General features: G+C 42.5%; 14 protein-coding genes. 7 read left to right on the top strand and 7 right to left on the bottom strand.

Features of this window, described 5'->3' with window-relative positions; genetic code table 11:
* Positions 1–26: 26 nt before the first annotated feature.
* Together mltF and ACQY3F_RS23115 are read left to right on the top strand one after the other, a co-directional pair.
* The gene (gene mltF, locus ACQY3F_RS23120; protein ID WP_428357520.1) at positions 27–1601 is read left to right on the top strand and encodes a membrane-bound lytic murein transglycosylase MltF; all 1575 of its coding nucleotides are present in this window, start codon (positions 27–29) and stop codon (positions 1599–1601) included.
* A 279-nt stretch (positions 1602–1880) separates the two neighbouring features.
* Positions 1881–2084: a cold-shock protein gene (locus ACQY3F_RS23115; RefSeq protein ID WP_428357519.1), complete on the top strand. Its 204-nt coding sequence runs from the start codon at positions 1881–1883 to the stop codon at positions 2082–2084.
* A 27-nt stretch (positions 2085–2111) separates the two neighbouring features.
* Here the strand turns inward: ACQY3F_RS23115 and ACQY3F_RS23110 are convergent, their stop codons facing one another.
* Positions 2112–3596 (bottom strand): cobyric acid synthase, encoded by a 1485-nt coding sequence (locus tag ACQY3F_RS23110; protein WP_428357517.1) that lies wholly within the window; start codon positions 3594–3596, stop codon positions 2112–2114.
* Positions 3597–3651: 55 nt separating this feature from the next.
* On the opposite strand from ACQY3F_RS23110, the gene cbiB reads away from it, so the two are divergent.
* Positions 3652–4569, top strand: coding sequence for an adenosylcobinamide-phosphate synthase CbiB (gene cbiB, locus ACQY3F_RS23105; protein ID WP_428357515.1), 918 nt, complete (start codon positions 3652–3654; stop codon positions 4567–4569).
* Positions 4562–5554, top strand: coding sequence for a threonine-phosphate decarboxylase CobD (gene cobD / locus ACQY3F_RS23100; RefSeq protein ID WP_428357514.1), 993 nt, complete (start codon positions 4562–4564; stop codon positions 5552–5554). Before cbiB ends, cobD begins: the two co-directional genes overlap by 8 nt.
* A 516-nt stretch (positions 5555–6070) precedes the next feature.
* Here the strand turns inward: cobD and ACQY3F_RS23095 are convergent.
* From ACQY3F_RS23095 to ACQY3F_RS23070, 6 genes are all read right to left on the bottom strand, one after another.
* Positions 6071–6535 (bottom strand): hypothetical protein, encoded by a 465-nt coding sequence (locus ACQY3F_RS23095; protein WP_428357513.1) that lies wholly within the window; start codon positions 6533–6535, stop codon positions 6071–6073.
* A gap of 295 nt (positions 6536–6830) precedes the next feature.
* A complete protein-coding gene (locus ACQY3F_RS23090; RefSeq protein ID WP_428357512.1) occupies positions 6831–7085 on the bottom strand; it encodes a BrnA antitoxin family protein in 255 nt (84 codons plus the stop codon).
* Positions 7060–7245, bottom strand: a complete 186-nt coding sequence (locus ACQY3F_RS23085; RefSeq protein WP_428357800.1) for a BrnT family toxin — start codon at positions 7243–7245, stop codon at positions 7060–7062. Before ACQY3F_RS23085 ends, ACQY3F_RS23090 begins: the two co-directional genes overlap by 26 nt.
* Positions 7246–7314: 69 nt before the next feature.
* The gene (locus ACQY3F_RS23080; RefSeq protein ID WP_428357510.1) at positions 7315–7506 is read right to left on the bottom strand and encodes a BrnT family toxin; all 192 of its coding nucleotides are present in this window, start codon (positions 7504–7506) and stop codon (positions 7315–7317) included.
* An 88-nt stretch (positions 7507–7594) separates the two neighbouring features.
* Complete coding sequence (locus ACQY3F_RS23075) at positions 7595–8017, bottom strand: VOC family protein (protein ID WP_428357508.1); 423 nt, start codon at positions 8015–8017, stop codon at positions 7595–7597.
* Positions 8018–8030: 13 nt separating this feature from the next.
* Positions 8031–8966: a response regulator gene (locus tag ACQY3F_RS23070; protein ID WP_428357506.1), complete on the bottom strand. Its 936-nt coding sequence runs from the start codon at positions 8964–8966 to the stop codon at positions 8031–8033.
* Between the two features lie 177 nt (positions 8967–9143).
* Here ACQY3F_RS23070 and ACQY3F_RS23065 point away from each other — a divergent pair, with 177 nt between their 5' ends.
* From ACQY3F_RS23065 to ACQY3F_RS23055, 3 genes are all read left to right on the top strand, one after another.
* A complete protein-coding gene (locus tag ACQY3F_RS23065) occupies positions 9144–10460 on the top strand; it encodes a CHASE domain-containing protein (RefSeq protein WP_428357504.1) in 1317 nt (438 codons plus the stop codon).
* Between the two features lie 172 nt (positions 10461–10632).
* Positions 10633–11829 carry an ISAzo13 family transposase gene (locus ACQY3F_RS23060; RefSeq protein WP_428352931.1) on the top strand — a complete coding sequence of 399 codons (1197 nt, stop codon included), beginning with the start codon at positions 10633–10635 and terminating at the stop codon, positions 11827–11829.
* 71 nt (positions 11830–11900) lie between these two features.
* On the top strand, positions 11901–14132 hold the full coding sequence (locus ACQY3F_RS23055; RefSeq protein ID WP_428357502.1) for an IS4 family transposase: 2232 nt from the start codon (positions 11901–11903) through the stop codon (positions 14130–14132).
* The last annotated feature ends 58 nt before the right edge of the window (positions 14133–14190 follow it).

Below are 14190 nucleotides of genomic sequence, written 5' to 3'. Positions count from 1 at the left end.
ACCAGGATTTAATAATACCCGAAAGTATGACGCAGGATTTTGGCTGTACAGGCGTGCTAGAAACACATGCGCATAGTAAGCGACACAACTGTTTTTCTGGCGCGGCTGTACAGCCAAAAGACAAGTCAGACTCGGGTAGTATTGAATTCTCGTTCCTAACTTGGTATTTTTTCCAGCGACTTTTTCTCGGGTTTCTGCTTGCCTGCCTGAGTGCTTGTGACTCGCAAACTCAGCAGCCCCAGCGATCAGCCGAAAAAGTCGCTACCTATAAAAATCAACTGGAACGCATTAAAAAGTCCGGGGTATTAACGGTATTAACCCGCTACGACCCAACGACTTATTATGAATCCGCCAATGGTTTTTCCGGGCTGGAATATGACCTGGTACAATTATTTGCCCGACATTTGCAGGTAAAAAGTAAATTTATTGTACCCGATACTTTTGCAGCTATTCTGCAAAAAACTCAAGCTGGAATTGCTGACTTTGCCGCAGCAGGTATTAGCATTACCGAAGAACGTAAGCAACAGTTCTTATTCGCCCCAGCCTATCAAGAAATCTCCGAACAACTGATCTTTCGCTCAGGAACCAAGCGCCCCAGAGACGTCAATGACCTGACTAATGGCATCTTAGAAGTTGTCAAAGGTACCAGTCATGCGGAAAGCCTATTAAAACTACAACAAAAAAATCCACAGCTAGAATGGCTCACAAACGATAAGCTGAATACTGATGGCCTGCTATATTTAGTTAATCAAAGATTAATTGACTACACTATCGCAGATTCAAATCAAATGACTTTAATGCGTCGCTTCTACCCTAAATTAAATATCGCATTCAATATCAGCCCTAGCCGCCACCTTGCCTGGGCATTTAAAAAATCAGAGGATTTAAGCCTGTATAATGAAGCGCTCGTGTTTTTTAATAAAATAAAAAAAAATAAACAATTAGAACAATTAATTGAGCGACATTATGGTCATACCAGCAATATCAAATATGTCGGCAATTGCACTTTTCGCCTGCATCTTCGAAGTCACTTACCACAGTATCAAACATTATTTCAGGATGCTGCTGACACACATGCATTTGACTGGCGCTTATTAGCCGCCATTAGCTATCAGGAGTCACACTGGAACAAACATGCAGTTTCCCCTACTGGCGTAAAAGGGCTGATGATGCTGACTCAGGCAACAGCCAGTCAGGTTAAGGTTAAAGATCGCACTGACCCAAAAGAAAGTATATTTGGTGGTGCTTTATATCTAAAACAGCGTCTGAAGAAAATTCCTGCTCGTATCCCGGAACCTGACCGCACCTGGTTTGCACTTGCATCTTATAATATCGGTTTCGGTCATTTGGAGGATGCGCGGATTATTACCCAAAAACTCGGTAAAAATCCTGATAAATGGGTCGATGTTAAGCAATCCCTGCCCCTGCTAACTCAACAAGAGTGGTTTTCCAAAACAAAACATGGCTATGCGCGCGGCAAAGAGCCGGTTATTTATGTCGATAATGTGCGCAGTTATCTGGATTTATTAATCTGGTATACCAGCAATAAAGAAATCAATGAGAACTCAGCCATGCAGCCTATGGTTACTGCCGTGGAATAAGTATTATCAGGCAACCCAGAGTAGCTGATGGAGAATAATTAGCCTCCAGGGTTGTCATTTAGGCGAATTTATTTTCTTTGTCAGGGAAAACTCAAACATTGAAAAACTCAATTAATGCAATTTATGCCAGCTAATTAAGCAGTATTGATAGCATCTTTCACTAAATAGCGGTAAAATTCGCAATATCAGAAAGCAGTGTTTGAACTAGTGACCAAGTTCCTTGTTATCAGGTGTTATTCTGTTATCGCCATATATTTTTATTTTTTAAGGAGTTTTACAATGGCAACGGGTAAAGTAAAGTGGTTTAACAACACAAAAGGCTTCGGTTTTATTGAGCAGTCTGACGGCGGCGATGATGTTTTTGTACATCACTCAGTAATCCAGGGTGATGGATTTAAGACCCTAGAACCTAACCAAACAGTTACGTATGATGTAGAAACTGGCGAAAAAGGTTTATCAGCGGTTAACGTAAGTGCACAGTAACAAACAGCAGTTAAGAAAAAGGCTCCTTTAAGGGGCCTTTTTTTTGCCTGCAAGAAACGCCTGACACTTCTCTTCCAGCAGTGGCATGCGCATATATCGCTTAACAGTTGCCGCCATCAACTCGATGCCCTGTTCACTTAACACTTCAAAATCAACCACCTGAACATTAGTTGCACCCGCCCAATTCAATAAGGCAGTGCAGGTATCAGGCGTATCAAACAAGCCATGCAAATAAGTACCTAAGATTTGTTGATCTTGCGACAAGCACCCTTCCAGCTCTCCATTTTCCAGCTTAATCAGGGGATTTAACAAGGCCTGGCCTGTTGAAATACCGGCATGTATTTCATAGCCTTTAATAACTGAGTCAGTCATTAAAAGCCTGCCTGTGACCTGTTTCAACTGTTTCTCGTTAGTTAAAGTGGTTTGCAGCTCTAGCAACCCCAACCCCCTGCTTGACCCTGGCGTTCCTTCAACACCATCCCGATCATCAATCAAAGTCCCCAGCATTTGATAACCGCCACACAAACCAATAAGTTTCCCCCCATAACGCAAATGTCGCAGGATAACGGCTTCCCAGCCATTTTCTCTTAGCCATTCTAGATCATCGCGCACTGACTTACTTCCAGGTAAAATAATCAGGTCTGTATTATGTAGTGCATTGGGGTTGCTTAAAAACTGTATATCCACCGCTGTATTCAAACGTAATACATCAAAATCGGTATGATTACTCATCCTTGGTAATCGCGGCACGACAATATTAAAGGTATCTCTCTGTACTTTAGGCTGCTGCTGTACTACGCTATCTTCCGACTGCAGATATAAATCATGTAAATAAGGCAATACGCCGAACACCGGCTTCCCGGTTCTTTGCTCCAACCAGTCTATGCCAGGTTGTAAAATTTCTAAATCCCCACGAAAGCGATTAATCACAAACCCCAGAATACGCTGCTGCTCAGACTCACTTAATAATTCCAGAGTTCCCACTAAATGTGCAAACACCCCACCTCGATCGATATCTGCAACTAAAATAACAGGGCAATCCACCGCTTCGGCAAAGCCCATATTAGCAACATCACCCTCGCGTAAATTAATTTCCGCCGGACTACCTGCGCCTTCGACAATAATACGTTGATACTTCCCCTGCAATCTATAAAAAGAATCCAGCACGACCGGCATCGCTTGAGTTTTGTAGGCGTGATAAGCCTTAGCACCTAAATTCTTGAGCACCTTGCCCTGCATAATGACTTGTGCAGTTTTATCTGAATTAGGTTTAAGTAACACTGGGTTCATATCGGTATGCGCACTCAATCCACAAGCCTGAGCCTGTACTGCCTGCGCCCTGCCTATCTCTCCGCCTGCTGCTGTGACCGCACTGTTTAAGGACATATTTTGCGGTTTAAACGGTGCAACCAAATCACCTCGCTGCTTATAATAACGGCACAGTCCGGTTACCAACGCGCTTTTCCCTGCATCAGACGTTGTGCCTTGTACCATTAATGTTATTGCTTGCATTTATTGTCCTTTAGTGGCATTGTTGCTGCCTTTTTACTCTTAATACTCGAGGCTAATGACTGTTGCACTTGCCGTATTTATAGCTTTAATACTAGACGCGCTTTTAGGCGAACCTAAAAAAGCACACCCACTGGTGATATTTGGCCGCTGGGCTAGCACTTTAGAAAAGTGGCTTATTTTACCTAGGGACAGGGCAAATAGACATCAAAAGATAAATGGGCTACTCGCCTTAATACTCAGTGTGTTACCCATTTGTCTATGCATCTTTTACTTAACTCGGTTACCCGTATTCAATGATCTATTAAGCCCCGTAATTCTATATCTGTGTATTGCACCTAAAAGTTTATTACAACATACCCTAGCCATTTACCAGCCGTTACAAAAAGGTAATTTGGCCCAGGCGCGCCAGGCTATTGCGATGATTGTCAGCCGGGAAGCTGGGCAAATGGATACTCAGGCAATCCGTAAAGCAACGATAGAAAGCACACTGGAAAATGGTGCCGATGCGATTTTTGCGCCTATTTTCTGGTTTGTTATAGCAGGTCCTACAGGTGCGGTATTCTACCGTTTAAGCAATACTCTGGATGCGATGTGGGGCTATAAAAATCAGCGTTACACTCATTTTGGTTTCGCCGCCGCACGCTTAGACGATATTCTCAACTGGGTTCCAGCTCGTTTAACCGCCTTAAGCTATCTGTTACTCGGCGACATGCATCATGCATGGAGCAGCTACCGCCTACAAAGCCCGCTGTGCGAAAGTCCCAATGCAGGCATCGTCATGAGTACAGGTGCAGGATGCTTAAATGTAAACCTGGGGGGCGCAGCGATTTATCATGGTCAGCATAAAATCAAACCTACCTTAGGTACAGAGCGCAGAGCCACAAACCAGGATATACAGCGCGCCAACCTGTTAATTATACTCACTACCCTGCTCTGGCTTACTGTAATTGCATTAGGAGAATCGCTTGCTTAAACATGGCGGGCGCTTACTTGAAGCAGCACAACAATATCAAATCCCCTTACCTGAATGGTTAGACCTTTCCACCGGAATCAATCCCAATGGCTACCCCATTCCCGCTATTCCAGATGCCGTCTGGCAACGCCTACCGGAAGAGCAAGATGAGTTGATTGCCAGTGCTCAGGAATATTATCAATGCCAATCCATATTGGCTGTTGCCGGCTCACAGGCAGCGATTCAAAGCTTACCTTTGTTACGCTCGCCCGCCACAGTCGGCATAGTCACGCCTTCTTATGCCGAACATGCATACGCCTGGACAAAAGCCGGACATACAATACTACCTATTGCTAGCAACGAGATTGATCAATATATTAATCAGTTAGACACTTTGATTTTAGTTAACCCCAATAACCCGACTGCCTGTACATTTACCCAGCAACAATGCCAGGCCTGGCTAGAGAACTTAAATCAAAGACAAGGCTGGCTAATTATTGATGAGGCGTTTATCGATTGCACTCCGGAATTGAGTTTAAGCAAACTAGCGCCGTTAAAAGGCTTAATTATTCTACGTTCGGTAGGTAAATTTTTTGGATTGGCGGGGCTAAGAGCGGGCTTTGTTTTAGCTGAAGCTACTGTGTTAAATAGCTTGAATGAATTACTAGGCCCCTGGGCATTAAGTAACCCCAGCCGTTTTGTTTGCGCTCGCGCTTTACAGGATAAAGTCTGGCAAACTCAGACCAGACAGCACACACAACAGAAAAGCCAGCGCTTAAACGCGTTACTGAGTAAGTATCAGCTAGAGCCCACCGGATCCACACAACTGTTCCAATGGGTACAAACAGAACAGGCCGAACAGCGACACCAACAACTAGCTAATCTAGCCGTCTTTACCCGGCTTTTCAAGCGACCTAACAGTCTGCGTTTTGGTTTACCCGGCAATGAACCGGAATGGCAACATTTAGAATCTGCACTGCAACAGATTGTTATTGCAGAGCTTTAGGCACCTGGAAACAAATAACCACCCAACTTTTCTGGTCTTTTTGTCCGTCATTAGCACTGTAGCAATAGTTACGTAGCCAGCTATGCGCCTACTGCTACAGCACTAATGACAAACAAAAATCCTGCCCAAATATTGGACGCTTATTTATTTTCCAGGTGCCTTAGTATTTAAGCGGTTACAGAATCTTAGCTCCCGGATCAATGCTGTTGACTTAAGAATAAAGCTTTAAACATTTGCATGTTAAAAACCTCGTCATTCCCGAAGTCCTTTTATCGGGAATCTATGCTTCTCCGGCTAGATTCCTGCTTCAAGTATGCTGGAATGACAACGTATAGCTGAGGGTTATGAGTCATCAGGTAAAAGTTTAACGATTACATTTTTCTCTAGCACGTTCACGAGCCGTGGCTCTTTGCGGACCAAAGGGTAGACTTTCAACCTTAGCCCAGGCTTGAGCACAAGTTTGTCCCTGCGGATGTTTAGAATAACTCTCTGTTCCGGCAGACTGTCCACAGACCATCATTTCGCGTAATAACGCACGATGGCGCCCCAACCCAGGAGGCCAGGACATCGATTCTTTTCGCGCTTGTTGAGACAGGTGGCGCTAATGGCACCGTGGGCTTTGAGCGTACTTTTATGAGGCACCACTGCTGTCGTCGAATTAGCACACTGCTGGGATTCAGCGCGAGCCAGTGTTGTGCCCTTACCTTTGCCGACCACGGCGACACAATCACCCACCAGAAATGAAACATTCAAGCTATCAATTTCCAGACGACTGGAAAACTGTACCAACGAAACGATATAAGCCATTCCAGACGTTTTTCCCATCCCAAACAGGCCACCGCTAATCTCTGTCGGATGCCGCCCCTCAATCATACCGTAACGGACTTCTTTAACGTCATCACCCAAAGCAGGTAATGGCAAGCCAGATCCAGCAAATAAGACGACTAAAAACAAGCACCCGTTAAGGAACCGTCTATGCAAAATGTTATTCATTCATCCTCTCCAAAATTTAGCGGCTAATGAGTAAGGGATTGTAAGGTGCATTGATAAAACTGCAAAGTACTGTTTTCAATTAATCTGAATTCAGGCAAGATAAATGAGAAAAGGAGTCAAAGGGAATCGAGAGATCACCCTGAGCCTTCTATTTCTCTATGCAATTGCAACCGGGTGTAATTAAAAGTTAAGTAAATATAAATTACATTGTTGTAGAGCGGACTTCACTTTTAATCACACCCCTTGCAATCCGGAATAATAGTTAAACGCTAAGAAGATGATGTTATACTTCATGTTTATGTGCTTCATAGAAGCTTTTTAAAACAGCATTCATTCGGGTTTGATAACCTTTTCCCTGTTGCTTGAACCATTGCACAACGTCAGCATCAAAACGCACCGTTAAACGTTCTTTTTTGCCAGGATGTACAAGTACCGCATTACTCCAAAATGACTCATCAAGCTCTGGAATATCACTGAAATCAATATCTTTCTCCTTAATTGCATTGATTTCTTTAATGCGCTGTTTTGATATGTTCATGATATATTCCCCTTTCTTTTCTATTAGCCGTTCTTGCTGAAATAATACGTGTCGTATCATTCGCATCGGTATGAGCAACAACAATTATAAGTTTCTCACCTAGCATTCCTATGCTTATTTCCCTCGTTTCCTTATAATTTCTTCGCTTAGGAGCGAGAATTCAATAATACCCGAGTCTGACTTGTCTTTTGGCACCACAATCGCACTAGAAAAACAGTTGCGTAGCCTGCTATGCGCCAGTTTTCCTAGCACGACTGTGATGCCAAAATACTGCGTCATACTTGCGGATATTATTAAATCCTCGCTCCTTATCAATCCATGTCAAAACATCTCGATCGAAAATATGGCTGGCTTCTTCAAAACTAAGCCCGTGCTTTTCAATATTTGTTTTATTCTTCTCAACATTCCATTCAAAGCCCATAAGTTATACGTACAATACGTACATACATCTGTCAACAAAAAAACTATCCGAAAATACAATCTTGCAACACCTGGACTCCTCTATCTCCCTATTCCTCAAAGTAATTTTCATGCCAGACTATTTCCCACAAATTACCCTCGGGGTCTTTAAAATAGCCACAGTATCCACCCCATTCCGGCTGAAAAGGTTGACGGGTAATCTTTGCTCCTAATGATGCTGCCAGATCCAAAGTAACGCCTACCTGATTTTTATCTGCAACATTTAATGACAGTGACATTGCCGTATTTTGACCTGAAATGATGCAATCGGCCTGCTTAGCTAATAAGCTTTGCGGATATAAAGCCAGTATCACATCACCCATAGAAAACATTGCAAAGGGGTGTTCAGGGTTCTTACTCAACTTATGCACGGGAAAGCCAACGGACTGATAGAAAGTAAACATCAGGCTGAAATCAGTCACCGCTAAAGTAATATAGGAGAGTCTTAGTCTTAGTGTTATTGCTTCACTCATGTCCTTTTAGCGATTAGTGCTTACTATCCTCACGCTGATCAAGATAGGCAATGACTTCGCTGGGTTTAAGCTGGTTAGTGCCGTTACCGGTGCGTACATAAAATATCTCGTCATTATCACGACGAAAAAACACCGGTTTTGATGAACGCAAACATTGCACTAATAAAATACGCTGACCACCCAGGTCATTGATCTGTGAACGAATAAGCTGCATAAATTCCACACCTAGATGTGTTTTTATCAGGCTGTTCCAATGCAATAGCAGCTTGTCTTCATTGGCAAAACCGTCTTGCTTCAGCCCTAATACATGCCCATTATCATCAACGCCGACCAGTAATACCCCGCTATCACTATTTAGAAAAGCTGCGACTGTTTTAAGACAGGCATTTTCTATTTTTTTATCGGCTTTATCAGTATGCAGATTCCAGCGTAGTGTTGATTTAAATTCAGTTCCATCACTTTCACCGACTTGCAGGATACTGACGATTTCCGGTTCTATATACTCACTAAATTCACTCGCAATACGGTGTTTTAATTCTTTGTTTTCAGCGTGTAATATTCGCTGTTGCGCATATAATTCTAAATGTGTGCGCACTCGGGATTTGACTATATCAGGATTGAATGGCTTGGTGACATAATCCACAGCCCCTAATGCAAACCCTTGTTGCTCGTCTTCCGCCCCGGTTTTCGCGGTAATAAAAATAACCGGTATTCCCGCTGTGAGCGGTGAAGACTTAAGTTGTCTGCAAACTTCATAGCCATCCATTGCTGGCATCATAATATCCAGCAAGATAATATCGGGTTGCGGCTCTGTACGCGCAATTTTAAGCGCCTTTTCGCCATTAGTCGCAGCTTTCACCTTATATTGTTCACGTAGCATGCTGTTTAATAGTTGAATATTTGTTGGTGTGTCATCCACTATTAATACAGTCGTTTGTACGTCATTCATAATGCCATTCCTGGTTGCGGTTAACATTATTGCACTGCGGCTTATCTTTGATATTTAAGACAGTCATATTAGAATAGATTTAGATTTTACTGATCGGGCTTTTCCCAATGCGTCGATTATAACCTGCCAACTGTTTAGATATAAACAATCAGGACTGAATAAAGGTATTTGATACATATGCAAACAAAACTACCGCCCCAATCTTTTTCGTTTTTCTGTGTACTACTATCAAGCGCCCTTTCCTTGCTGCTAGGCCTGGTTGTTCTGACCGGGTGGTACATGCATAACATCGATTTAATCCAGGTTAACCCCGCTTTTGTACCTATGCAGTATAACACCGCTCTGGGTTTTGTTATGGCGGGATTCGGACTGCTTGCTCTGGCATACACCCGCCTTATTATTGGAGTCCTAACCGGGTCATTAACACTATTACTTGGCCTGGCAACACTCTTTCAATATATAACAGGCGTAGATTTATCCATAGACCAGATATTTATGCAGCACTATGTCAATGTCGAAACCTCTACCCCGGGGCGCATGGCTCCTAATACTGCATTATGCTTTTCTTTAACAGGTCTGAGTATTTTGCTAGCCAGCTTTATTAAATTGAAAAAACACACCCACGGTGCAATAGGTTCTTTGGGAGTCATAATACTGGGTTTAGGCATTGTTGCTTTTACCGGCTACTTTGCAGGTATGGAAACAGCTTATGGCTGGGGACATTTAACCAAGATGGCCATCCATACCGCACTGGGATTTATCATTCTTGGCCTGGGATTTTTTGCCTTTGCCTGGCATCAGGAACAACAATTTTATCAGGGCACGCCAAAATGGCTTTATTTACCGATTGGTATTGCGGCAACGACAATAACCCTGGCTTTTTGGCAAGCGTTGGTTGCCCAGCAACAGGCTCAGATGTCATTCACAGATTACAGCTCCCTGGCTGATGAGAGTGTACTTTTATTTGGCACCCTGCTTTCCCTTATTTTAGTCTATGTAAGCCGTTCAATTCTCCTCAAAGATAGTTACAAAAAATCATCCACATTAACCTATGCTCCCCTGATCGCAGTAGCGACAGGACTTTTCCTTGGGCTTTCGTTATTTAGCGTGTTACACCATAATTTTCAGGAAACCGTCTATACCAAATTCAAGGCAGCAGTACAAAGCCATGTAAAATCCATCGAATACGGGATTACACCTTACCTGGAATCTTTATACAGTATCCGTGCGGGGTTTGACGCTTCCAGTTTTATAGACAGGGGGGAATTTCATAATCTGGTGGCACGGTTAACCCGTCAATATCCCGGCATCATAGCTCTGCAGTGGGTACCTAGAGTAGCCAAAAGCCAGCGCGCACAGTTTGAAAAAAACGCAACTGATACACTGCAAATGGATTTCTCATTTGTCGAGCAGAATAAACAAGGGGAAATTATAAGCGCACAGCCACAGGACCAATGTCATTCACTTAAATACAAAAATAACAAAAAAAAATAAAGTGATTAATACTCATAAGCTTAAGCAACGCTTTCCTCAGTTACTTTTTGCCTTGACTATATCCATCTAAGGGAGATGGAAAGAAATAATCATCCAAACGAAGTAAGCTTGTGTCTCAATAATTTATAATAATGAATTCTGAATTTATTCTCACACTAGGCAGATAAGCTTGTTGATATTAACAGATAGCATTATAGGTTGGATTATAAATACAGCCCATCGTTTAAAAGGCTCGGTACGTCGTATATTCATGGCTGAAACGGTGGAGCTACTAGGCTCAGGTGGTGCAAGTATTGCTGAAGAAAAACTAGGATGGAATAGAGGCACTATCCGAAAAGGACAATATGAACTTGAAACTCAGCCCATAGAAGATAATTTTTCAGCGAGAGGGCGTAATAAAAGTGAAGAGCATTTTCCTCATCTACTTGATGACATAAAAAAAATTGCTGAACCGGAGTGTCAAACGGATCCCTCTTTTAATTCCTGTCGATTATATACCCGGCTAACGGCTAAAGAAGTTAGAAAACGTTTACTGGAGATTGATTATTACGATGAAAAAACATTACCTTGCTCAAAAACTATCAATACAAAATTAAATGACCTGAGTTACCATCCAAAAAAGGTACAAAAAACAAAGCCTCATAAGAAAATCAAGGAAACGGATGCAATTTTTGAACAAGTTCATTCAGTCAATGGAATGGCAGATATCAACCCAAAAGAGATTCGTATATCAATTGATGCCAAAGCAAGAATGAATATAGGAAATTTTTCACGGGGAGGACGAAATCGGGTTTTAACAAAAGCAGAGGATCATGATTTAGATGTTAAGGAAAAGTTAACTCCTTTTGGTTTTTATCTGCCTGAACATGATGATTTTTTCCTTTTCTTTACAGCAGGCTATGCCAGCAGTGATTTCATCGTTGACCGATTGGAAGAAATTTGGCCAGAAATTCAAGAAAAATATGGAGTAGATATTCTGACAATTAACGCTGACAATGGTATGGAGAACAGTAGCTCCAGAACTCAGTTTATAAAAAGGCTTGTGGAGTTTGCTGAAAAAAGCAACATAAAGATAAAACTGGCCTACTACCCTCCTTATCATAGTAAATATAACCCAATTGAACGAGTATGGGGAGCCTATGAAAATCATATTAGTGGCGACATAATGGATACAGTTGAAACAACTTTAAAATTTGCCAAAAGTATGACCTACAATGGCAAAGCACCTATTGTTAAATTAACAGAAAAAATATATGAAACAGGAGTAAAGGTAGGTAAAAAAGCAATGAAGACGTATTATCAGTTTGTTGACCGAATGCCATCGTTGGAGAAATGGTTTTTGACCATTTCTCCTGGTTGTTCTGGATGATTATTTCTTTCCATCTCCCTAATCTGCCAACATAAGCATGGATAATTTAATTTTTGCAGGCAGGCAACATAATGACAACAGCTATTACCCAACCCCTTACACTTTCTGCTCGTTATTTTTCTAAAAAAGAACTCGCCTACGTTCAGCAAACCGTTAACACGTTCCCCAACTTAAGCCTGACCGAACTTGCCGAAACGCTATGCGAACATTTGCACTGGGTCACGGCAAAAAAACGCAATAAAATTAATGCCTGCCTAAGCGCCTTAGCTAAGCTGGAAAAATTGGGCTATATCAGCTTACCGGTAAAACGCGTTCAAAAGAAACGCGAATCAAAACCGATCATCTGGACATCACAATCGGTTCCTGGTGTACCTATTGAATGTGAGCTCAGTTCCTTGGGGCCTATAGAATTAGAGGTTGTCACAGATAAGGCGGATGTCGCGCTTTGGAATGAGCTCGTTGATCGGCATCATTACCTGGGTTATCGTCATCCTATCGGTGCGGCCTTAAAATACTTTATCATCTCCAATACACCGACACGACAAATCCTGGGTTGCCTGCAGTTTTCAGCCTCTGTCTGGCACCTGGCTGACCGTGATCACTGGATTGGCTGGCAAACGAAAGATAGGGAGCAACGCTTAAACCTGATCATTAATAACACCCGTTTTTTGATTTTACCCTGGGTCAAAGTCAAAAATTTAGCCAGTCACGCCTTATCTATCGTGACTCGTCAAATTGCAGATGATTGGGATAAAACGCACGCTTACCGTCCCGTCTTGATTGAAACCTTTGTGGACACCACGCAATACCACGGCACCTGTTATCTCGCTGCTAATTGGTCACATATCGGTGAAACCAGTGGCAAAGACTGGCAAAAAGCGACGGATAATAAAGAGGGCACCATTAAGAAGTTGTTTGTTTTTCCGCTTAATCCACACTTTAGAGCCGTATTGAAAAATGAACCTGTCAGCCAAAAAAAATCGATCATTGATGACGACTTTTTAAACTTATGGGGCAAGGTTGTCAATATCATCTCTGAGGTGGCTCTTGCCTACGATGCCACCTGGCAAAAACGCAAACGGGTGATAGACTCATTATTACTGGTTTTTCTTATTTTTCGCCTGGTTTTTTCAAAAAACACACAGAGCTATGGCACCACCATTACCGAATTCTGGCACAATTGCCATCGGATGAAGTTTCCCTTGCCCCAAAAACAAGCCATTTCAGCCTCATCCTTTACCGAGGCACGTAAAAAACTGAATGAATCCATTTTTATCGAGTTGAACCAGCGCATTATCCAGGCCTGTCCTGAGAAAACATCAGAACGCTGGTTGGGACATCGCCTGTTTGGAGTGGATGGTAGCAAGATCAATCTGCCCCGAGAATTAATCAAAGCAGGTTATGCCACACCACAACAAAACAGCCATTACCCACAAGGCCTGCTCAGTTGCTGCTATCAACTTAAATCAAAAATCCCCTATGATTTTGATCTGGTCAGTCATGGCAATGAACGCAAGTGTGCTTTGGCGCATTTACAAACACTAGAGCCAAATGACGTTTGCGTCTATGATCGCGGTTATTTTTCTTACGCCTCTTTATTCCAGCACATTCAAGCGGACGTACACCCTGTTTTTAGAATGAAGAGACACGCAGGAAAAGCGATTGATGAATTTATCGACAGTGATAAAACGGATGAGATCATTACCCTGATGCCAACAAAAGCGCGCCAGAGAGAGATCAAAAAAGAATTTCCTCAGATGATCTTTGTACCGCTAAAGATACGTCTCATCAAATATGTCATTGATGGCACGAGTTACTGTATTGGCACCACGCTAATGGATAAGCAATACACCATTGATGCGTTGAAATCGGTCTATCATGATCGCTGGGGCATTGAGGAGCTTTATAAAGTGAGTAAAAACCTGATTGAGGTTGATGATTTTCATGGGCGCAGTGAGCGCACGGTCAAACAAGAACTGTACGCTCACTTTGTGTTGATCACCATGAGTCGACTCTGCGCGAGGGCCTCTGAGCATTTACTGGCGAGTTTGCTGAATCTTCCTGTCGATGAAGAATCAGATGCAGAGCAAACCATTCAGGTGAACTTTAAAAATACATTAACGACCGTAGCCCGACATCTTGAGGAGATTTTGTATGCACCCAGTATTTACATCAATCAGGTGATGACTGAGTTGGTTTGTTCAATTTCACGTTACTATCACAAGAAAAGGAAGGGGCGTCATTACGCAAGAGAATCGAAACAGTCAGCACAGCAATGGAATACGCGGAGAAATAGCGCTTGATTTTTTAACATAAGAATGTGGGTTGGGTTGAAGTTTATCTGATTCTTAACCGAATAGG

The organism is Methyloprofundus sp. (assembly GCF_965251085.1).
GTDB lineage: Bacteria > Pseudomonadota > Gammaproteobacteria > Methylococcales > Methylomonadaceae > Methyloprofundus.
This window is presented reverse-complemented; position numbering and strand designations above follow the sequence as displayed.